Annotated in this window: 22 protein-coding genes; 18 read left to right on the top strand and 4 right to left on the bottom strand. The window is 65.5% G+C overall.

From position 1 onward, the window contains the following. Window positions 1-24: 24 nt before the first annotated feature. From G570_RS11735 to G570_RS11700, 8 genes are all read left to right on the top strand, one after another. The gene (locus tag G570_RS11735) at window positions 25-3333 is read left to right on the top strand and encodes an intermembrane phospholipid transport protein YdbH family protein (protein ID WP_084607690.1); all 3309 of its coding nucleotides are present in this window, start codon (window positions 25-27) and stop codon (window positions 3331-3333) included. Window positions 3334-3344: 11 nt separating this feature from the next. Then, window positions 3345-3557: a YnbE family lipoprotein gene (locus G570_RS11730; RefSeq protein WP_051504591.1), complete on the top strand. Its 213-nt coding sequence runs from the start codon at window positions 3345-3347 to the stop codon at window positions 3555-3557. Further along, window positions 3554-3928 (top strand): YdbL family probable chaperone protein, encoded by a 375-nt coding sequence (locus G570_RS11725; RefSeq protein WP_051504399.1) that lies wholly within the window; start codon window positions 3554-3556, stop codon window positions 3926-3928. The genes G570_RS11730 and G570_RS11725 overlap by 4 nt, the downstream gene beginning before the upstream one ends. Window positions 3929-4074: 146 nt before the next feature. After that, complete coding sequence (locus G570_RS11720) at window positions 4075-4389, top strand: AtpZ/AtpI family protein (protein WP_037502564.1); 315 nt, start codon at window positions 4075-4077, stop codon at window positions 4387-4389. Window positions 4390-4424: 35 nt separating this feature from the next. After that, on the top strand, window positions 4425-5210 hold the full coding sequence (locus tag G570_RS11715) for a F0F1 ATP synthase subunit A (protein ID WP_037502561.1): 786 nt from the start codon (window positions 4425-4427) through the stop codon (window positions 5208-5210). A gap of 33 nt (window positions 5211-5243) precedes the next feature. Continuing rightward, window positions 5244-5471: a F0F1 ATP synthase subunit C gene (locus tag G570_RS11710; RefSeq protein WP_037502558.1), complete on the top strand. Its 228-nt coding sequence runs from the start codon at window positions 5244-5246 to the stop codon at window positions 5469-5471. 49 nt (window positions 5472-5520) lie between these two features. After that, on the top strand, window positions 5521-6015 hold the full coding sequence (locus G570_RS11705) for a F0F1 ATP synthase subunit B family protein (protein WP_037502555.1): 495 nt from the start codon (window positions 5521-5523) through the stop codon (window positions 6013-6015). Continuing rightward, window positions 6008-6544, top strand: a complete 537-nt coding sequence (locus G570_RS11700; RefSeq protein ID WP_037502552.1) for a F0F1 ATP synthase subunit B family protein — start codon at window positions 6008-6010, stop codon at window positions 6542-6544. The genes G570_RS11705 and G570_RS11700 overlap by 8 nt, the downstream gene beginning before the upstream one ends. Before the next feature lie 79 nt (window positions 6545-6623). Here the strand turns inward: G570_RS11700 and G570_RS11695 are convergent, their stop codons facing one another. Both G570_RS11695 and paaZ read right to left on the bottom strand, forming a co-directional pair. Further along, on the bottom strand, window positions 6624-7058 hold the full coding sequence (locus tag G570_RS11695) for a CBS domain-containing protein (protein ID WP_037502549.1): 435 nt from the start codon (window positions 7056-7058) through the stop codon (window positions 6624-6626). A 65-nt stretch (window positions 7059-7123) separates the two neighbouring features. Next, complete coding sequence (paaZ, locus tag G570_RS11690) at window positions 7124-9145, bottom strand: phenylacetic acid degradation bifunctional protein PaaZ (protein WP_037502546.1); 2022 nt, start codon at window positions 9143-9145, stop codon at window positions 7124-7126. Window positions 9146-9224: 79 nt separating this feature from the next. On the opposite strand from paaZ, the gene G570_RS11685 reads away from it, so the two are divergent. Further along, complete coding sequence (locus tag G570_RS11685) at window positions 9225-10490, top strand: NRAMP family divalent metal transporter (RefSeq protein WP_037502543.1); 1266 nt, start codon at window positions 9225-9227, stop codon at window positions 10488-10490. Here G570_RS11685 and paaG read toward each other — a convergent pair. Both paaG and G570_RS11675 read right to left on the bottom strand, forming a co-directional pair. Next, window positions 10487-11269, bottom strand: coding sequence for a 2-(1,2-epoxy-1,2-dihydrophenyl)acetyl-CoA isomerase PaaG (gene paaG / locus G570_RS11680; protein WP_037502541.1), 783 nt, complete (start codon window positions 11267-11269; stop codon window positions 10487-10489). The genes G570_RS11685 and paaG overlap by 4 nt on opposite strands. Before the next feature lie 59 nt (window positions 11270-11328). After that, window positions 11329-12072 carry an SDR family oxidoreductase gene (locus G570_RS11675; RefSeq protein WP_037502538.1) on the bottom strand — a complete coding sequence of 248 codons (744 nt, stop codon included), beginning with the start codon at window positions 12070-12072 and terminating at the stop codon, window positions 11329-11331. Between the two features lie 109 nt (window positions 12073-12181). Here G570_RS11675 and G570_RS11670 point away from each other — a divergent pair, with 109 nt between their 5' ends. From G570_RS11670 to G570_RS11630, 9 genes are all read left to right on the top strand, one after another. Beyond that, a complete protein-coding gene (locus tag G570_RS11670; RefSeq protein WP_037502535.1) occupies window positions 12182-12562 on the top strand; it encodes a winged helix-turn-helix transcriptional regulator in 381 nt (126 codons plus the stop codon). A gap of 128 nt (window positions 12563-12690) precedes the next feature. Then, complete coding sequence (locus G570_RS11665) at window positions 12691-13131, top strand: DUF4402 domain-containing protein (protein ID WP_169731757.1); 441 nt, start codon at window positions 12691-12693, stop codon at window positions 13129-13131. A gap of 45 nt (window positions 13132-13176) precedes the next feature. Continuing rightward, a complete protein-coding gene (gene paaA / locus G570_RS11660) occupies window positions 13177-14160 on the top strand; it encodes a 1,2-phenylacetyl-CoA epoxidase subunit PaaA (RefSeq protein ID WP_037502532.1) in 984 nt (327 codons plus the stop codon). A 25-nt stretch (window positions 14161-14185) separates the two neighbouring features. After that, window positions 14186-14473: a 1,2-phenylacetyl-CoA epoxidase subunit PaaB gene (paaB, locus tag G570_RS11655; protein ID WP_037502529.1), complete on the top strand. Its 288-nt coding sequence runs from the start codon at window positions 14186-14188 to the stop codon at window positions 14471-14473. Then, on the top strand, window positions 14473-15297 hold the full coding sequence (gene paaC, locus G570_RS11650; protein WP_084607688.1) for a 1,2-phenylacetyl-CoA epoxidase subunit PaaC: 825 nt from the start codon (window positions 14473-14475) through the stop codon (window positions 15295-15297). Before paaB ends, paaC begins: the two co-directional genes overlap by 1 nt. After that, on the top strand, window positions 15284-16372 hold the full coding sequence (paaE, locus tag G570_RS11645; RefSeq protein WP_245600298.1) for a 1,2-phenylacetyl-CoA epoxidase subunit PaaE: 1089 nt from the start codon (window positions 15284-15286) through the stop codon (window positions 16370-16372). The genes paaC and paaE overlap by 14 nt, the downstream gene beginning before the upstream one ends. Window positions 16373-16404: 32 nt before the next feature. After that, window positions 16405-17619 carry an amino acid aminotransferase gene (locus tag G570_RS11640; RefSeq protein WP_051504396.1) on the top strand — a complete coding sequence of 405 codons (1215 nt, stop codon included), beginning with the start codon at window positions 16405-16407 and terminating at the stop codon, window positions 17617-17619. A 5-nt stretch (window positions 17620-17624) separates the two neighbouring features. Continuing rightward, window positions 17625-19673, top strand: a complete 2049-nt coding sequence (locus G570_RS11635; RefSeq protein ID WP_037502522.1) for an alpha-ketoacid dehydrogenase subunit alpha/beta — start codon at window positions 17625-17627, stop codon at window positions 19671-19673. 4 nt (window positions 19674-19677) lie between these two features. Next, on the top strand, window positions 19678-20859 hold the full coding sequence (locus G570_RS11630) for a dihydrolipoamide acetyltransferase family protein (RefSeq protein WP_037502519.1): 1182 nt from the start codon (window positions 19678-19680) through the stop codon (window positions 20857-20859). The last annotated feature ends 59 nt before the right edge of the window (window positions 20860-20918 follow it).

Genomic DNA, 20918 nt, shown 5'->3' with positions numbered 1-20918 from the left:
GAGGCTAGGCAAGGCGACGGCATCATGCAACGGCTGTTCATGTCGTTGGTGGAACGGCTTTCAACGCGACGGGTTAATCAGCCGATGGTGGCGTGGCGCAACGAGGATGGCGGACGATTATCGGCATCTCCGCCGGAAGCCGCGCGGACGCGCGCGTCGCGCACCGCCCGCGTCGTCGGCTGGGTCTTCGTCGCTTTGCTCGCCGTCATCCTTGCGGCTGCCACCGTGGCCTGGCTGTCGCGCAAGCCCATCGCCAATCGCATTCTGGCTGACGAAATGGCCAAGCGGGGCGTTCGCGCCACCTACACGCTCGACCGGGTCGGCCTCAGGACGCAGGAAATCAGCAACCTCGTCATCGGCGATCCGGCCCATCCCGACCTTACCGTCCGCAAAGCGGTGGTGCAGATCCGGATCAAGGTCGACGGCAGCGTGCAGGTCTATCGGGTCGCGGCGCGCGGTGTGCGCCTGAATGCTGCGGTGGTCGGGCGCAAGGTCACGTTCGGCGACATCGACAAGCTGCTCCCGCCGCCCAGCGGCAAGCCGTTCACGCTGCCCAACCTGTCGGTCGATCTCAAGGACTCGACCATCGCACTGCGCAGCCCCTACGGCCCCGTCGGCTTCGCGCTGGAAGGGCGGGGAAATCTTTCAGGCGGGTTCAAGGGACGGCTGGCCGCGTCGGCGCCCGCTCTGCGAATGGGCGCATGTTCGATCGACGTCGTGCGTGCCTATGTCGCGATCGGCGTTACGGCCCGGCGGCCCGACGTTAAAGGGCCTGTCGCCGCACAGCGCTTCGCTTGCCCGTCCAGCCGCCTTGCGTTCGTCCAGCCGCGGGTCGAACTCGATGCCAACTTCGCCGAGGCGTTCGACCAGGTGAAGGGCAAGGCCCGCATGTCGCTGGCCGCGGCGACTGCCGGCGACAATGGTCTGTCCGGCGTCATCTCCAACCTGACCTTTGCCGGCCGGCCGCCCGATCTAGCAGGTGGTGTCGACTTGGCAGCGCAGCAGGCGCGACTGGGCGACGTCCTGTCCCAGCGTACCCGGCTCGACGGCCGCTACCGCCTCGATGCGACAAAGGGCAGGCTGGCACTGGTCAGCGATTATCGCGTCGAGCGCGTCGCGATCCGCTCGGGCCTGGTCGCGACGATTACCGACCCGCTCCGTTCGATCGGCGGGACGCCGTTGACGCCGATCTTGCGCGCCATAGCCGTCGGCGTCGATCGCGCCGCACGCAGCGTCGATGCCAGCGGCAGCCTGCGCCTCGTCAACGGGCGCGGCGGCGGCGGTGTCCGCATCGAGCGTGCCGACGCCACGACCACGAGCGGCGCGTCCATCCGCGTCAGTGGCGGCGACGGAATCACCTATTATTGGCCCGACAGTCGCTTGCGCATTGACGGCATGGTCGAAACGCGGGGCGGCGGTCTTCCGACCGCCGGTGTGCGCCTGTCCCAATCGCGTAGCGGCGCGCCGTTGAATGGTACCGCCGACATCGCGCCCTATTCGGCCGGCAGCGCACGTCTGGCCTTGGCTCCCGTGCGCTTCGCGGGTCGCCGCGACGGCTGGACCGACGTCAGCACCGTTGCGGTCGTGGACGGGCCGTTTGACGGTGGGCGGATCACCGGGCTGCGGCTACCGATTCAGGGGCGTTTCGGGCGGGGCGGTGCGCTGCGCTTCGGTGAAGGCTGCATCGACGCGCGCTTCACAAGTTTGCAGGCCGGATCGCTGCGTCTTGGGCCCAGCCGGGTGCCGCTTTGCGCGACCGACGGAGCGATCGTCCGCAAGGGCGCAGGCGGCCAGTTGGCAGTCTCGCTCGCCTCCCGCGGGCCGGTGGCCTTGCGCGGTCGCCTCGGCAATTCGCCGTTCGCACTTGATGCGACCAGGGCGCGCTTCGCGATCGGCAGCGGCTTCCTGATCGATCGGGCCAAGGTGCGGATGGGCAAGCCCGACGCGCCCGTGCTGATCAACGCGGCCAGCGTCAGCGGCCGCTTCGCCGGGTCCGGCACCAACGGCCGGTTCAGCGGCGCCGACGCGCTGATCGGCAAGGTACCGTTGAAGGTCAGCGACGCGTCCGGGAACTGGCGGGTGCACAATGGCGACCTCGACATCGACGGCGGGCTCACCCTGTCGGACGCTGCGGATCCGCCAAAATTCTATCCGCTGCGTAGCGACAATGTCCGCTTCTCGCTGGCAAATTCCAAGATTCACGCTACCGGCGGCCTTAAGCATCCGTACAGCGGTGCATTGGTCAGCAACGTGGTAATCGACCACAATCTGCGCAGCGGCGACGGCAGCGCCCGCCTCGACGTGCCCGGCATCAATTTCGGAAAGGGCCTGCAGCCGGAAGAATTGACCCGCCTGACCGAAGGTGTGGTCGCGCTGGTCGTGGGCACTGTCAGCGGACAGGGACACATTGCGTGGAACGGAGACGGAAAGGTCGTGTCGACCGGCGACTTCACGACCGGCAACCTCAATTTCGCGGCGCCATTCGGTCCGGTGACCGGGATGAAGGGCACCATCCATTTCAGCGACCTGCTCGGTCTAACCACCGATCCGGGCCAGACGCTGACACTGGAATCGGTCAACCCGGGTATCCTCGTCGAAGACGGCGTCGTGCGTTACCAGCTGCTGCCGGAGAACCTCGTCAAGATCGAACGCGGCGAATGGCCGTTCATGGGCGGGCGCCTGATTTTGCAGGAAACCATCCTCAACTTCGGCCGCGACGCGCCCAAGCGACTGACCTTCGAAGTGGTCGGGCTCGACGCCAAGCAGTTCGTCGATTCGATGGGCTTCAAGGAAATCCAGGCGACCGGCATCTTCGACGGCGTGCTGCCGATGATCTTCGATGACGAAGGCGGTCGGATCGTCGGCGGGCGCCTCGACAGCCGCGAGGACGGGGGCACGCTGTCTTACAACGGCGTCGTCAATCGCGCGAACCTGGGCATGTTCGGAGGGCTGGCGTTCGACGCATTGCGCGACCTTCGCTTCAAGTCGATGATCATCCGCCTCGACGGCTATCTCGACGGCGAGTTCGCGACGCGGCTGACAATTGACCAGGTCGGGCTGGGCAACACCAGCACGCAGCGCTTCCTGAAGTCGGTCAACAAGATCCCGTTCAAGTTCAACGTCAGCATCAAGGGGCCCTTCCGTGCCCTGATCGCGACCGCCAAGAGCTTCAACGACGCGACCGACGTCATCAGCCCGGCGCTGCCGCGCCCGCTCGACGAGGTGCCCGGCATCGTCGTCGAAACCCGCCGCCGCGAAGAAAGCCAGCAGCAGACCCAGACCCCGGTCGACCAGAAGGTCGATGTATCCACCAAGCCGAAACCCAACCCATGAGGGAGAAGCCGATGACCCGCCAACGATTGATCGCCTTCGCCGGCGCCGCGAGCCTTGCCGTGCCGCTGGCCGGCTGCATCAGCGTCGACACGCCGGACAAGCCGATCGAAATCAACCTCAACGTCACCATCCGCCAGGAAGTGGTCGTCCGACTGCAGAAGGACGTCGAGGACCTGATCAACCAGAATCCCGACGCATTCCCGCAACAGGCGCCCAAACAGTGACGCGAATCATCTGGGTGGCGTTGGCCGCGACGGCGGCAGCGACCGCGGTATCGGGCCATGCGCAGGACCCGGTGGCGGCGGCGCGCAGCGGTGGCACGGTCGGCGAGCGGTTCGACGGCTATCTGGGGATCGTCGGCGACCCCGGCGATAGCGTCCGTCGGCAAGTCGCGGCCATCAACATCAAGCGTCGTTCGCTCTATTCGTCGCTCGCAGCACGCAAGGGCGTGTCGCCACAGGAAGTGGGACTTACGGCCGCTTGCACGACGCTCTCGCGTGTTGCGATTGGCGAGCTTTATTTCACCCAGTCGGGCGGCTGGCGCCGCCGCGACGCAGGGCAGGCGGCACCGGTCCCGGCCTATTGCACCCAATAAGCCCGTTTCAGGGCGCGACAGCGGTTGACTTGGAACCGCCCCCTTCATAAAGGGGCGGCGCCTTGGCGGGCTTGTCGGCCGCCATGTTCCACACCCTTCGCGCCCAGCTTTTCAACGGGTTGGCGCTTAGCATGAGGAGACGGACCATGGCTGAAGACGAGACCGGGCAGGTTCCGCAGTCTCCGCAGGATGCACGGCTCGATTCGCTCGAAGAGCGGCTCGCGAGAGTGCAGGCGAAGGAAGCGGAACGAAAGGGCGAAGCACCAAAGGCGGATGCGAGCGAACAGCTCGGCAACCGCGTGCTTTCGACCTTGCTCGGCGGCCTTCTGGGCGGTGCTTTGTTCGGCTGGCTGTTCGACCGCTGGCTGGGAACGGGGCATGTGCTTCTGGTGGTGATGATGGTCCTTGGGGTCGTCGGCGCCTTCTGGAGCATCTTCAAGCTGGTGAACCGGCGGCCCTGAGGCCGTCCGGGCGTTTGGACTAGAGGGACAAGATAGTGGCCGCAGAATCGGGCAAAATCGATCCGATGCACCAGTTCAAGATCGAACCGCTGTTCGGTCAGGACTGGACCGTTGCCGGTCACAATATCGCCTTCACCAACTCGGCGCTGTGGATGGCGCTGACCTTCCTTGCCATCTGGCTGTTCATGCTCGGCGGCATGAAGCGCGACCTGGTTCCGGGCCGCTGGCAGATGGCCGTCGAAGGCTTCACCGGCTTCATCACCAATTTGATGGACACCAACATCGGCCCGGCCGGACGCAAGTTCACGCCGTGGGTCTTCTCGCTGTTCATGTTCATCCTGTTCGCCAACCTGCTCGGCATGCTGCCGGTGGCGCTGGTCGGGGCGCACCCGTTTGCGGTCACCAGCCACCTCACCATCACCGGCGTCCTTGCGCTCGCGACCTTCGCGATCGTGCTGATCGTCGGCTTCGCCAAGCATGGCTTCCACTTCTTCAGCCTGTTCGTGCCGCACGGCGTGAAAGGCCCGATGGCCGCCGCGATCGCGCCGATCGAGCTCATCAGTTTCCTGATGCGCCCGTTCAGCCTCGGCCTGCGACTGTTCGTCGCCATCACCGCCGGTCACATCCTGATGGAAGTGCTTGCCGGTTTCGTCATCAACGGCGCCAATTCGGCGTCGGTGCTGGGTCCGGTCGTGTCGTTCCTCAGCTTCGCGCTGATGATCGGCATCACCCTGCTCGAAATCCTGGTGAGTGCCATCCAGGCCTATGTTTTCGCCTTGCTCACGTCGCTGTACCTCAACGACGCGATCAACCTTCACTAAGCGTTTTAACAGTTACCCAAGGGAGTTTTGAACATGGACGCAACTGCTGCGAAGCTTCTCGGTGCCGGTCTGGCTGCCATCGGTGTCGGCATGGCCGCCATCGGCGTCGGCAACGTTTTCGGCTCGTTCCTCGAAAGCGCGCTGCGCAACCCGGCGGCCGCTGACGGCCAGCAGGGCCGCCTCTTCATCGGCTTCGCCGCCGCCGAACTTCTCGGCCTGCTGGCGTTCGTCGTTGCCATGATCCTGCTGTTCGTCGCCTAACCGCTTCGAATTCGCAGATCACGAACTGACAGGACTTTAGGGGTCGGCCATGCCGCAGATTGCCCAACTGGGTGAAGTCTACGCATCGCAGCTATTCTGGCTGGCGATCTTCTTCGGCTTGATTTTCACCGTCATCGGGATGGGCATGCTGCCCAAGATCCAGAAGACGGTCGACGAGCGCGATGCCAAGATCGCAGCCGACCTCAAGGTCGCCGAAAGCGCCCGGCAGCATGCCGACGCGCTGGAGGAAGATTATCGCGCGGCGATGGACAAGGCGCGCGCCGAAGCGGCCAAGGCCGCTGCCGACGCCAAGGCCGAAGCCGCCAAGGCGACCGAAAAGTCGGTGGCCAAGGCCGACAAGGCGATCGCCACCAAGATCGACAAGGCGACCGCCAAGATCGCCGAAGCCCGCGCCGCCGCGCTGGCCGAAATCGAAGGCGTTGCTGCCGATGCTGCGCAGGCGCTGGTCGCCCGCGTGTCGGGCCTCAACGTCACCGAAGCGGCGGCCAAGGCTGCCGTGACCAAGGAACTGGCCAATGGCTGAGCCCACCACGCACGTCGAAGTGCCCGCTGAAGGGCATCACGCCGAACCGTCGATCGCCGGCTTTGCGACCGCGCCGTTCGTCGTCGCCTTCGCGATGACCTTGGTTATCGTTCTTCTCATCTGGAAGAAGGTGCCGGGCGCGATCGGCAAGAGCCTCGACAAGAAGATCGACGCCATTCGCGAGCAGCTGGCGGAAGCCGAATCGCTGCGCAAGGATGCCGAAGCGCTGAAGGCCGAATATGAAGCCAAGGCGCAGGCCGCCGGCGAGGAAGCGCAGGCGATGCTCGCCCGCGCCAAGACCGACGCCGAAGCCATCGTCGCCAAGGCCGAAGTCGACGCCAAGGCGCTGGTCGAACGCCGCCAGGCGATGGCGGAAGCCAAGATTGCGGCGGAAGAACGCGCCGCCGTCGACGAACTTCGCGCCCGTACCGCCCGCGCCGCGACCGCTGCCGCTGCGAAGCTCATCGCGGAGCAGTCCGACGCCAAATCGGATAAGGCTCTGGTCGACCAGGCCATCGCCGGGCTCTAAGCCGCGCTCATCAGCGTGCCGAACGCAACAAGGCCCGGGAATCGCTTCCCGGGCCTTTTTGTTTGCAGGTGGAATGTGGTCAGGCGTCGAGCAGCGCGTTGGTGTCGGCCGATACGCCCTGCAGCGCTTCGGACGCGGCCTGCTCCTTGCCTTCGCGGCTCAGGTCGCCGAGGCTGATCATGCCGATCAATTGCTCATTCTGGTCGACCACCGGTAGGCGACGTACCTGCGCTTCGGCCATCCGCTGCGCGATGGACTCGACGTCGTCGCTTTCATAGGCGCAGACCGGGTCGGCGCTCATCAGGTCGCGTATCGAACAATCGGGTCCGCGACCTTCGGCAACCGCCCTGATGGCGATATCGCGGTCGGTGATCAGGCCGACCACGCGATTTCCCTCGACCACCGGGATCGAGCCGGTATCGGCGCGCCGCATCGCGGTGGCCGCTTCCTGCGCCGTGGCGTCCGGGCCAAGCGTTTCAATATTGCTGGTCATCAAGTCGCGAATCTGGGCCATGCCCGCTCTCCCTTTTGAATTGGAACGGTGCATCAACGAATGGCGCTAGAGTCGCGTTCCGGTTCCTAGGGCACGTTCTCGGTCAGGAGGTCGTAGGTCGCGACCAGTTCGTCCTTCTGGTTGAAGATCTCGACCGCCCAGCGAACGACGCCGGTTTCCTCGCTCTTGAGCGATTTCGAACGGACGGTGAGTTCGACCCGCATGCTGTCGCCCGGATAAAGTGGGGTCAGGAAGCGGAGATTCTCAAGCCCGGTGTTGGCCAGGACGGGGCCGGGATCGGGATCGACGAACAGGCCGGCGGCAAAGCTCAGAATCAGGTAGCCGTGCGCGACCCGCCCTTCGAAGATCGGCGATGCCTTGGCCGCTTCCTCGTCCATATGGGCGTAGAAAGTGTCGCCGGTGAAATGGGCGAAATGCTCGATGTCCTCGATAGTGACGGTGCGGCTCTTGGTCTTGAGCGTGTCGCCGATGTTGAGCTCGCTCATCCGCTTGCGGAAGGGGTGGGCGTCGAGGAAGCATTTCGGCCCGCCAGGAATATATTGCTCGCTGATCGCGGCGATCATGGTCGGCGTCGACTGGATCGCGGTGCGCTGCATGTAATGCTTCACCCCGCGGATGCCGCCCATTTCCTCGCTGCCGCCGGCGCGGCCGGGTCCGCCGTGGACAAGGACGGGCAGGGGGCTGCCATGGCCGGTCGATTCCTTCGCGTTGTCGCGGTTGAGAACGAGCATGCGGCCGTGGAAGGCGGCGGCGCCCTGGATGAACTCACGTGCCGCGTCCGCTGAATAGGTGAACAGCGACAACGCGAGGCTGCCCATGCCGCGATTGGCGAGCGCGATGGCGTCGGCCATGTCCCTGTAGGGCATGATGGTGCTGACCGGGCCGAATGCTTCGACGTCGTGGACCGCGCTGGCGCCCCACGGATCGTCGGCGCGCAGCAGGGTGGGGGTCATGAAGGCCCCGCCTTCGATGCCGATGTCCTTGTCGGGCTCCCCAGCCACGACGCGCGCACCGGCGGCGACGAGTTTCTTGATCTGGCCGCGGACATCTTCGCGCTGACTGCATGACACCAGCGCACCGACGCGGCTGCCGTCCTCGCGCGGGTCGCCAACGGTCATGGTCGCGAGCCTGTCGCGGATCGCCGCCTCGACCGCGTCGAGATGCTGGGCGGGCGCCATGGCGCGGCGGATGGCGGTGCACTTCTGCCCCGCCTTGACCGTCATTTCATTGACCACCTCTTTCACGAAAAGGTCGAATTCGGGCGTGCCCGGCGCGGCGTCGGGGCCGAGCAGCGAGGCGTTGAGGCTGTCCTGTTCGGCGACGAAGCGGACGCTTTCGCGCAATAGGGTCGGGTGGTTGCGCAGCTTGGCGGCGGTCGAGGCGGAGCCGGTGAAGCTGACCACATCCTGCCCGGTCAGATGATCGAACAGGTCGCCGACTCCGCCGACGATCAACTGCACCGCACCGTCGGGAAGCAGCCCGGTGTCGATCATCACCCGGAATGCCGCTTCGCACAGATAAGCGGTCGAGGTCGCGGGCTTCACGATCGCCGGAACACCCGCGAGCAGCGTCGGTGCCAGCTTTTCCAGCATCCCCCAAACCGGGAAATTGAACGCGTTGATATGCACCGCCGCGCCCTGCAGCGGCGTGTAGATATGCTGGCCGACGAAGCTGCCGCCCTTGCTGAGCTGTTCGAGTTCGCCGTCGAGCAGCACATGCGCGTCGGGCAGTTCGCGACGCCCCTTGGACGAGAAGCTGAGCAGCGTCATCGCCCCGCCCTCGATATCGATCCAGCCGTCCTTGCGCGTCGCACCGGTTAGCGGGTTGAGCGCGTAAAGCTCTTCCTTGCGTTCCATGATCGCGAGGCCGAGCCCCTTCAGCATCCGCGCCCGCTCATGGAACGTCATCTTGCGCAGCGCCGGGCCGCCGACGGTCCGCGCATGGTCGAGCATCGCGCCGAAATCGAGCCCGCCGCTGCCGGTGCGGGTGACGAGCGATCCGTCGATCGCGCTATGAATGTCGGCGAGGGTTCCGCTGCCGGCGATCCATTGGTCGCGGGCATAGTTCAACAGCTGCTGGGTCTTCATGGCACGCTGCTTACGACTGCGGGCCCACTTGCCCAAGCCCTTTTGCGGTGGCAGCCATGTCGGCGGGCGAGGAGCGACCATGACCGAGCGCAAGGCGAAGGAAAAACGATCGGTCTTCGAAGTCCTCGGCCCCGGGCTGGTCACCGGCGCGGCGGACGACGACCCCAGCGGCATCGGTACCTACAGCCAGGTCGGCGCGGAGTTCGGCTACAAGCTCGGCTGGACCATGCCCTTCGCCTATCCGTTCCTGGCAGCGACGCAGCTGATCTGCGGCGAGGTGGGGGCGGTCACGGGCAAGGGCATCGCCGCCAACCTGAAAGACCATTACCCGCGCGCGGTCCTGCAGGGCGCGGTGCTGCTGCTGCTGGTCGCCAACATCATCAATCTCGGCGCCGATCTTGGCGCCATGGGGGCGGTTGTGGCAATGCTGGTGCCCGGCCCCGCGATCGCCTTCACCTTGGCGTTCGGCCTCCTTTGCGCGGGGCTGGAAATCTGGATCAGCTATGCCCGCTATGCGCACCTCCTAAAATGGGCGACGCTGTCGCTTTTCGCCTATGTCGGTGTGCTGCTGGTCGCCAAGGTCGATTGGCCGCTGGCGCTGCACGACCTCGTCGTTCCCAGCTTCTCCTTCACCCGCGAAGAGGCGATGGCGCTGGTCGCGGTGTTCGGAACGACCATCAGTCCCTATCTTTTCTTTTGGCAGGCCGGGCAAGAGGTGGAGGAACAGCACGCCCATCACACCAGCCCGCTGCGTCGCCTCGGCCTCGCCCGCTCGCAGCGCTCCTTGAAGCAGATCCGTACCGACACGCTGGTCGGCATGGCCTTTTCACACGGCGTGGCGTTGGCGATCGTGCTGGCGACGGCAGCAACGCTTCACCAGAGCGGCGTGACCGACATTCAATCGGCGGCGCAGGCAGCGGAGGCGCTGCGGCCGGTCGCGGGCGACCTCGCGTTCGCGCTGTTCGCGTGCGGCATCATCGGCACTGGCCTGCTCGCGATCCCGGTACTGGCAGGCAGCGCTGCCTATGCGGTCAGCGAAACGATGGGCTGGTGCGAGGGGCTGGACAAGAAGCCGGGGGAGGCCAAGGGTTTCTACGCCGTCATCATGGTCGCGACGATCGGCGGGGTGGCGCTAAACTTGATCGGAATCGATCCGATGAAGGCGCTCTACTGGACGGCAGTGGTCAACGGCCTGCTCGCGCCGCCGTTGATGCTGCTGCTGATGCTGCTGGCGTCGAACCCCAAGGTGATGGGCAGACTTACCATATCGCCGATTTTAAAGGCGCTCGGCTGGGCCTCGACCGCCGTCATGAGCGGGGTGGCATTGCTGTTCCTGCTGTCCTAGCGGCCCTTGAAGGTCGCGGGCCGCTTTTCGAGGAAAGCGGCGACGCCTTCGCGATAATCGTCGGTGTAGCCGAGGCGGCGCATTTCGTCGCGCTGCAGGTCGAGCTCCTCATCGAGACTGCGGTCCCAGCTGGTGCGGACCATCGACTTGATCGCGGCAAGGCCGAGCGGGGGCAGCGACGCCAGCTTGGTCGCCAGCTGGTCGACTTCGGCATCGAGCCATTCGCCGCCTACACATTTCCAGATCAGGCCCCATTCGGCAGCCTTTTCGGCGTCCAGCGGTTCGCCGGTCAGCGCCAGGCCCATCGCCCGCGCCTGGCCCAAGTGGCGGGTGAGGTGCCAGCTGCCGCCCGTATCGGGTACGAGGCCGAGTGCGGAAAAGCTCTGGATGAATTTCGCGGTCGAGGCGGCGATGACGATGTCGCAGGCCAGCGCGATGCTGGCACCAGCGCCGGCGGCGACGCCATTGACCTTGGCGATGACCGGCTGCGGCAAGGCGGCGATCGTCCGGACGAGCGGGTTCCAGCATTCTTCGACGGTCGATCCAAGGTCGGTCGGCCCCGCATCTGCACTCACCGCCCGGTCGTTAAGGTCCTGCCCCGCGCAGAAACCGCGCCCCGCGCCGGTCAGGATTACCACTCTGGCCTCACCAAGCTTGGCCAGCGCGTCGCGCAACTCCGCATGCATGGCGCGGGTGAAGCTGTTGAGTCGGTCGGGCCGGTTGAGCGTAATCCGGGCAACGCCGTCCGTCGCCTCGAACAGGATGGTCTCGTAAGTCATGCGCGCCGCCTTTCTGCCCGCGCCGCTTAGCAAGCGGGGCGCGGGCAGGCCAAGCGGCTTTAATAGGCGCGGAAGGCGTCGAGCGCCTGCTGCACGGTTCCGTCACGCTCGGCAAAGCGCAGGAATTTGACGCGCTCGACGAGAATTTCCGGCGGCGTCGGCTGCTGGGCGAACAAGTTCATCACCTCGTCAGCGAACTCGTCCAGCGGCTGGTAACCCTCGCGCGTTGCCTGGCCGGGCGTAAGATCGGTCTGCACACCGGGCGGCGCGAGCTCGATGACCTCGATCTGTCCACGCAGCTGCTCGCGCAGAGACTGGGTGTAGCTGTGCATGGCCGCTTTGGTCGCCGAATATGTCGCGGTGGCGGGCAGCGGCACGAACGCCAGCCCGGAGGTCACGTTCACGATCGCCGCGTCGGCTTGCTGCTTGAGGTGGTCGACCAGCGCGTCGGTGAGGCGGATGGGTCCGAGCAGGTTGGTGACGATGGTCGCTTCGGCATCGCCAAGGTCGCGCGCTGCCGTCGGGTCTTCGCGCCGCATGATGCCGGCGTTGTTGACCAGCACATTGAGGTCGGGATGGTCGGCAAGCAAATCGCGAGCGAATTCCTTGATCGCGTCGGGCGATTCAACGTCGAGTACGATGGCATGCATCTTGTCGCGACCCGCGATGGTTTCTTCCAGCGCGTCCAGCCGCCGGCCGGCGACGATGACGGTGTTGCCGGCGTCGTGCCATCGGCGCGCCAAGGCCCGGCCGATGCCGGACCCGCCGCCGGTGACGAGAATGGTGTTTCCGCTAGTCTTCATGTCTGTCTCCAAGGGATGCGTGGGTAAGGGGAGACAGGTGATTTAGTTCCGTGCTACCCGTTCGAAAGAAGGCACCCAAAAGATTTATACTTACCGAAAAGAGAGTGTGATGTCCGACAGCCCCGCCTACTCCCACGTCGATCCTCGCGTCGAGGCGCTCGTGCACGATCTAATTGGGCGCGTTGCCGACAAATGGACCATGCTGGTGATCGAGGAATTGTCCGAGGCCGGCACGCTGCGCTTTACCCAATTATCGCGGGCCATCCCCAAGGTTAGCCAGAAGATGCTGACCCAGACGCTGAGGGCGATGGAGCGCGACGGCCTGGTCAGGCGCACCGTTCATCCCGTTATCCCGCCACATGTCGATTACTGCCTGACCGACCTCGGCCACGGGCTCGGCGAAAGTTTCTGCGGAGTATGGCGCTGGGCGGAGCAGAACCTGGCCAAGGTCGAGCGTGCGCGCGACGATTTCGACGCTGCTCGTAGTTAACGGCTTTTTCACCATGCGGAGCTATTCCGGTCCGGATTGGATGAATTTGCCGGAGTTCAATGGTGATCCACCCCACCTTCAAGACACGCCTTGCAGCGATTGCGGCTGTTGCCGTGTTCGCGGCCCCAATGCCCGCTGCGGCGGCGACAACCAACGTAACGGTCAAGGCTACCCTGCTCAAAACGCTGACGCTTGCTGCCAAGCAGGATTTCGACTTCGGGCAGATACTGCTCCCGTCATCGGGCAGCGCTGTGACCATGTCGATCAGCACCACCGGTGTCGTCACCTGTCCGGCGCCGTTGATTTGCTCTGGAACGCCGAAGCCCGCGATTTTCAATGCCCAAGGGTCGAACCAGCAGGTCGTTCGCGTGACGGCCGCCCCGGTCAACCTGACCAACGCAGCGGGCAATGTGCTCGTCTTCACGCCGATCGTGCCGTCCAATTTCACGCTGACCAATTCCGGCTTCCCGGGATCGGACTTCGGGGTTGGCGGGTCGATCACGGTCAGCCCGACCACGGCCGACGGCGTGTACAGCGGCACTCTGCAGGTGACGGCCGACTATCAGTGACGCTCGGGGTTTGAAGCGGGGGCGTTAAATCGCTACATCGCCCCCATGTATACGACCGAGCTCAACAAGTCCGTCCAGCCTATCGAGACCGCCGAGGATCCGGCGCTCCTCGAGGCCTTCGAGGCGCGCGTTGCCGCCGACGAGTTCATCGAGCCCAAGGACTGGATGCCCGAAGCCTATCGCAAGACGCTTGTGCGGCAGATCAGCCAGCATGCGCACAGCGAAATCGTCGGCATGCTGCCCGAAGGCAATTGGATTACCCGCGCGCCGTCGCTGCGCCGCAAGGCGATCCTGCTTGCCAAGGTGCAGGACGAGGGCGGCCACGGCCTCTACCTTTATTGCGCGGCGGAAACGCTCGGTACCAGCCGCGAGGAAATGGTCGAGGCGCTGCACAGCGGCAAGGCCAAGTACAGCACCATCTTCAACTATCCGACGCTGACCTGGGCGGACATTGCCGCCATCGGCTGGCTGGTCGATGGCGCCGCCATCATGAACCAGGTGCCGCTGCAGCGCACCAGTTACGGTCCCTATGCCCGCGCCATGATCCGCGTGTGCAAGGAAGAAAGTTTCCACCAGCGCCAGGGCTATGAGGCGATGATGTTCCTTGCCCAGGGCACGCCGGAGCAGAAGCGGATGGCGCAGGACGCGCTCAACCGCTGGTGGTGGCCGTCGCTGATGATGTTCGGCCCGCCGGACGAGGATTCGCCCAACACCGCGCGCTCGATGCGCTGGCGGATCAAGCGTGAGACCAATGACGAGCTCAGGCAGAAGTTCGTCGACATCACCGTTCCGCAGGCCGAATATCTCGGCCTCACCGTCCCGGATGAGGCGCTGGCGTGGAACGAGGCCAAAGGCGGCTACGATTTCGGCGAGGTCGACTGGGAAGAATTTTACGCGGTCGTCCGCGGTGAAGGCCCGGTCGCCAAGGAACGGATGAAAGCGCGCCGCGACGCCTGGGACAATGGCGCCTGGGTCCGCGATGCCGCCGCCGCCTATGAAGAAAAGCGCAGGAAGCGCGCCGCGGCCTGACCGACGGTTGAAGAGGGGAAAGACTATGTCCGGTCACGACTGGCCGCTGTGGGAAGTGTTCGTGCGCTCCAAGGGCGGGCTCAGCCACCGCCACGCGGGTAGCGTCCATGCACCCGACCCGGAAATGGCACTGAAGCATGCGCGCGACACTTACACGCGGCGCATGGAAGGCGTGTCGCTGTGGGTGGTGAAGTCGACCGACATTGTCGCCTCCGACCCGGCCGATAGCGGCCCAACGTTCGAGCCGGCGGCCGACAAGGTCTATCGCCACCCGACCTTCTACGACATCCCGGACGTGGTGAAGCACATCTGATGCCGAGCCTTCCGACCATCGAGAAAGACGTCGAACGCAAGGCGGCGACCGCGAGCGACCATGGCGCGTTCGACGCGCCCGCCGTCCAGCACGACGACCCGCCGCTGTTCGATTATCTCTGCCGGCTTGGCGACGATGCGTTGGTCCTCGGCCAGCGGCTCAGCGAATGGTGCGGACACGCTCCGGCGCTGGAGGTTGACCTCAGCCTTGCCAATCTCGCGCTCGACCTGATCGGGCAGGGGACCAACCTGCTCGGGCTGGCGGGTGATGCCGACAAGCTGGCGTTCCACCGCGACGTGCTCGATTACAAGAACTGCATTCTTGTCGAGCAGCCCAATGGCGATTTCGCGCAAACCATCGCGCGCCAGCTGCTGTTTTCGACCTGGCAGCATATGCTTTACGAAAGACTTCAGGCGTCGAGTCATGAAGGCATCGCCGCCGTCGCGGCCAAAGGCGTCAAGGAAGTCGCCTATCACCGCGAGCTCGCCGCCGACTGGACCATCCGCCTCGGCGACGGGACGGAGGAAAGCGCGCAGCGCATGCGCGACGGGCTCGACTGGTGCTGGCGCTTCGTCCCCGAACTGTTCGAGGTCGACGAGGTGCTGTGCGGGCTGATCGAACGCGGCGTCGCGATCGATCCGATGAGCTTTTACGACGACTATCGCGCCGCGATCGGCAAGGTGCTCGACGAAGCGCAGCTGTGCGCGCCGCCGGACCAGCGACCGATCCTGGGCGGCCGTCGCGGCCACCATAGCGAGCATCTCGGGCACCTGCTGGCGGTGATGCAGTATCTGCCGCGCACTTACCCGGATGCGACCTGGTAAGATGGCCGAGCATTTCCATGCGCTGAAGGTGGCGGAAATCGTCCCCGAGACCGAGGACGCCAATTCGATCCGCTTCGAGGTTCCGGCTGAGCTTGCCGACGCCTTCAACTTCAAGGCGGGCCAGCATCTAACGCTGCGCGCCGACATCGGAGGCGAGGAAGTGCGGCGCAACTATTCGCTGTGCGTCGCGCCGTCGGACGGCGAGTTGAAAGTCACCGTGAAGCGGATCGCGGGCGGCGTATTCTCCAACTGGGTCGGCGATAGTCTGAAGTCCGGTGACACGCTCGACGTCATGACGCCGCATGGCAGCTTCACCACCGATTTCGACCCTGCCGCGTCGCGCCGCTACGTCGGCTTCGCGGGTGGCAGCGGCATCACGCCCGTGATGAGCCTCATCCGCACTGCGCTGAGCACCGAACCCGACAGCCGATTCACTTTGTTCTATGGCAACCGCGACAGTCAGTCGGTGATCTTCCTCGAGGCGCTCGCCGACCTTAAGGACCGCTACATGGGGCGGTTCGACCTCTATCATTTCCTGAGCGACGAAGAGGGCGATTTCGAGCTGTTGAACGGCATGCTCGACCGCGACACCTGCGACGCCGCGATCGACGCCTTCGTCGCCGATCCGTCCGACATCGACGGCTGGTTCATCTGTGGCCCCGGGCCGATGATGGATGCCGCGGAAGCGGCGCTGGTCGACAAGGGTGTGGCCAAGGACCGCATCCACATCGAACGCTTCACCGCGGGCCGGCCATCGGCGGCGGCAGCGGCTGCGATGCAGGCGGCACAAGAAGAGGCGAAGGGCCTGACCATGAGCGTCACCCTCGACGGCCGCACCCGCAAGGTCGAGTTCGATGGAAAGAACATCCTCGACAGCGCGCGCGAGGCGGGGCTGCCGGCCCCCTTCGCCTGCAAGGCCGGCGTCTGCGCCACCTGCCGTGCCAAGGTGATGCGCGGGAAGGTCGAGATGGCGGCGCGATATGGCCTCACCGACGAGGAAATCGCGGCGGGCTATGTGCTGACCTGCCAGTCGGTCCCGGTCGGCGACGATGTCGCGCTCGACTATGATGCGTGACTGTTGCGCCCTAATCGGCTAGTCCGGCGCCCATGCTGGATAGTCCGACCAACACCACCTCGGGCGGGGGCGCCCAACTCCTTGAAAAGCTTGGGCCGATCGAGAGCGATTCGCTGCTCGCACTGATCGCGGCGGCCAATGCCGATACGCGGCCGACCAAGATCGATGTCGGCGTCGGCGTCTATCGCGACGGCGAGGGACGCACGCCCATCTTGCGCGCGCTGAAGGCTGCCGAACTTCGGTTGTGGGAGACGCAGGAAACCAAAAGCTATTTGGGCGGTAAGGGCGATGTCCGGTTTGCCGAACTTCTGCGTCCGTGGGTGCTGGGCCATCATGCCGGCGATGATCGGATCATGGGTCTGCAGACGCCGGGCGGTTGCGGTGCGCTTAGTCTCGCGTTCAAACTAATCGCCGCCGCCAACCCGGGTGCCCGGGTGCTGGTCGGGACCCCGACCTGGCCCAACCATATCCCGGTGATCGAGACCGCCGGGCTCGAGATCGTCCGCTACGGTTTCTACGACCGCGACAGTCACCGCATCCGCTTCGACGAGATGCTGACGATGCTCGACGGTGCCAGGGCCGGCGATGTGGTGCTGCTGCATGGCTGCTGCCATAATCCGACCGGCGCCGACCTCGACATCGACCAGTGGCGCGACGTCACTCGGGTCGTCGCCCAGCGCGGGCTGCTGCCGATGGTCGACCTCGCCTATCAGGGTCTTGGCCGGGGCTGGCACGAGGATGCCGAAGGTATCCGCCTGCTGCTCGACGCCTGCGACGAAGTCATCATTGCGCACAGCAACGACAAGAATTTCGGCGTTTATCGCGACCGCGTCGGATCGCTGTGGGTCAAGACGGCGCGCGCCGCCACGACCAAGCTGGCGATGGACCATGTGTCGCAGATCGCCCGGGCGATGTGGTCGATGCCGCCCGATCATGGTGCGGCCGCGATTCGGCTGGTGCTCGAAGACGAAGCGCTTGCAGCCGACTGGCAGGCCGAGCTTGGCGAGATGCGGGACCGCGTCAATCGCGTCCGCTCCAGGATCGCAGAGGCCGATCCGCGCCTTGCCTACATTGGCCAGCAGTATGGCATGTTTTCGATGCTGCCGCTGGAAGTGAGCCAAGTGCGGGCGCTGCGCGACAGCGACGCAATCTACATGGCTGACAGCGGCCGGTTCAACGTGCTTGGCATGGCCGATCGCGACATCGACCGCTTCATCGCCGCCATCGTCTCGGTGCTCGGGGACTAATCAACGTGGCCGACGCGGACTTTAGACCGAAGGCCGATCTCGACTGGCGGGACGTTTCCAGGTTGGTGCTGACCAGCCGGGCGCTCGATGCGCTGGAAGAGCAGGTGCTCGTTCCCGAAAAGAAGGTGCTCTACCAATTTTCGGCGCGCGGCCACGACATGGCCCAGATTATCCTCGGCCTGCACCTGCGCGACGGCGATGCCGCCTGCGGCTATTATCGTTCGCGCCCGATGCTGCTGGCGCTGGGCGTGCCGCTGGCTGACGCGCTCGGTTCGGGCATGGGGCGCGAAGGCGGTTATTCCGACGGTCGCGATATCGGCGTGGTTTTCAACTACCCCAATCCCGGCGGTGCCCATGCGCTGCCGATGTGCGGCGGGGTGGGCGCGCAATATGCGCCGTCGGCCGGCTGGGCGCAGGCGATCACGTACAAGGCCAAGGTGCTGGGCGAGCGCGATGAGGGCGCTATCGCGGTGGTGCTCGGCGGCGACGCGAGCTGCGCTACCGGCGGATTTTGGTCGGCGCTAACAATTGCCACGACGCAACAATTGCCACTGTTGTTTTACATCGAGGACAATGGCTACGGCATCTCGACCACCTCGGATTACCAGACGCCGGGCCGCGACATTGCCGCCAACCTCGCCAGCTTCAAGAACCTCGCGATCTGGAATGGGGACGGCACCGAACCGGATGAAGCGGCGCGGCTGATCGGCGAAGCGGTGGCGCATGTGCGCGGGCGCAAGGGGCCGGCGCTGATCCGCCTTACCGTCCCGCGGCTCGAAGGCCATAGCTACCAGGACACCCAGACCTACAAGTCGCCCGATCAGATCGAGGCCGAATGGGCGCGCGACCCGCTGCCCAAGCTCAAGGCCTTTGTCGAGCAGCGTCAGCTGGGCGGCATGGCATGGGATGAGCTTGAAACGCGCGTCGATCATGAGGTGGAGGCCGCTCGCGCCGAAGCTGAAGCGCGCGGCGTCTCGTCTCCCGACAAGGTCACGGCCAACGTCTTTTTCGAGGGCGCCCATGCCGGTGTCGGCGGGCAGGCGGGGCTGAGCCTCGACGGCACGACCGAAGAAGCGCGGCCCGACGGCCAGCGCATCAACATGGTCACCGCCATCCGCCGCGTGCTCGACCAGGAACTGGCCGCGAACCCGAAGATGTGCGTGTTCGGCGAGGATGTCGGGCCGAAGGGCGGCGTCCATGCCGTGACGCTCGGCCTGCAGGACAAATATGGCGTCGATCGCGTGTTCGACACCTCGCTCAATGAAGAAGGCATCGTCGGCCGCGCGGTCGGCATGGCACTGGCCGGGCTGCTGCCGGTCCCCGAAATCCAGTTCCGCAAATATGCCGAGCCTGCGACCGAGCAGATCAACGATTGCGGCACGATGCGCTGGCGCACCGCTAACCGCTTCGCCGCACCGATGGTGCTGCGCGTGCCCGGCGGCTTCTTCAAATGCGGCGACCCGTGGCACAGCCAGACCAACGAGGTGCAGTTCGTCCACAATCCCGGCTGGAAGGTCGCGGTGCCGTCGAACGCCGAGGACGCGGTCGGGCTGCTGCGCATGTCCTTGCGCGGTCACGACCCGGTGCTGTTCTTCGAACATCGCGCGATGCTCGACGACAGCTGGGCGCGGCGGCCGTGGCCGGGCGACGACTTTGTCGTGCCGTTCGGCAAAGCCAAGAAGACGCGCGAAGGCGACAGGATAACCATCGTCACTTGGGGCGCGATGGTTCCGCGCTGCGAAGCGGCGGTCGACGGTATCAGCGCGGACGTCATCGACCTGCGCACGCTCAACCCGTGGGATCGCGACATGGTGCTCGACAGCGTACGCAAGACGCGGCGTTGCCTGATCGTCCACGAAGACCTTCGCACCGGAGGTTTCGGCGCGGAGATCGCGGCGGTGGTCGCGGACGAAGCCTTCCTCGACCTCGACGCGCCGGTCGCGCGCGTGACGATGCCCGATATTCCGAGCCCGCATCACCCCAAGCTGCTCGACTGGGCGGTTCCGAGCGTCGAGAAAATCCGGGCCGAAATCGACCGGCTGGTGGGGTTTTAAGAGCATGATCGACGTCCGCGTTCCCGACGAGCAGGAAGGCACCAAGGCGGTCGTCCGCGCCTGGCTGAAAAAGATCGGCGAGGCGGTCGCGGTCAACGATCCGCTGGTCGAGCTGGAAACCGACAAGGTCACGCAGGAGGTACCGTCACCCGCCGCAGGCGTGCTGGCCGAAGTGCTGCTGACGACGGACGACGAAGCCTTGCCGGGCGCAGTGTTGGCGCGGATCGACCCGCAGGGCGCCGCGCAGCGGGTGGCGGAAGCGAAGTCTGTTGCGGAAGCGCCCAAGGTCGAATCGCCGAAGGTCGATGCCGACGCAGCGCGCGAGTTGCGCCTGTCGCCGGCGGTCAAGCGCGCGATCCTGCAGCACGACATCGACCCATCGCGCATCACCGGTACCGGGCGCGACGGGCGTATCACCCGTGACGACGTCGACCGCTTCGTCGAAATGGCGACGGTGACGCATGTCGGTGAACCGACCACCGCGCAGCCGCGTCATTTCGAGGGCGCCGACATTCCGCACGACCGGATGCGGCTCAAGATCGCCGAGAATATGGTCCGCGCGGTCAGCGAGGCGCCGCACGTCACCGCGCTGTTCGAAGCCGATTTCAGCGCCATCGCCGCGCACAAGGCAGCGCTTGCGGCCAAGGGGGTGAAGCTCAGCTACACCGCCTACCTCATCAAGGCGGCGGCCGAAGCGATGGCGGTCGCCCCGGCCATCAACGGCCGCTGGGAAGACGACCGCATCGCGGTATCGCCGACGATCAACGTCGGCGTCGGCACCGCGCTTGGCGACAAGGGGTTGGTCGTCCCGGTGGTCAAGGATGCAGGTTCGCTCAGCCTCGAAGACATCGGCCGCAAGCTCGACGATCTCACCAGCCGCGCCCGGGCGGGGCAACTGACCGGCGCGGACGTCAGCGGCGGCAGCTTCACCATTTCCAACCATGGCGTGTCGGGCAGCCTGCTCGCCAGCCCCATCATCCTCCACGCGGGACAGGCGGCGATCCTCGGCGTCGGCAAGCTGGAAAAGCGCGTGGTCGTGCGGACGGTGGGCGGTCAGGACGCAATCCTCATTCGCCCGATGGCCTATGTCACGCTGACCATCGACCATCGCGTCGTCGACGGGCATCAGACCAACGCCTGGCTCAGCCGCTTCGTTGAAGTCCTCGAGACATGGCCTGCCGCCTGACGGCTGGCATTCCCATTAAACTCGGTTAACGTTGCCCGGTCCGCGGCGGAGGCGGGCGA

Origin of the sequence: Sphingomonas jaspsi DSM 18422 (assembly GCF_000585415.1) — a bacterium.
In the GTDB taxonomy this organism is placed as follows: domain Bacteria; phylum Pseudomonadota; class Alphaproteobacteria; order Sphingomonadales; family Sphingomonadaceae; genus Sphingomicrobium; species Sphingomicrobium jaspsi.
The sequence above is the reverse complement of the archived record's forward strand: the minus strand, read 5'-3'. Positions and strand labels throughout refer to the sequence as shown.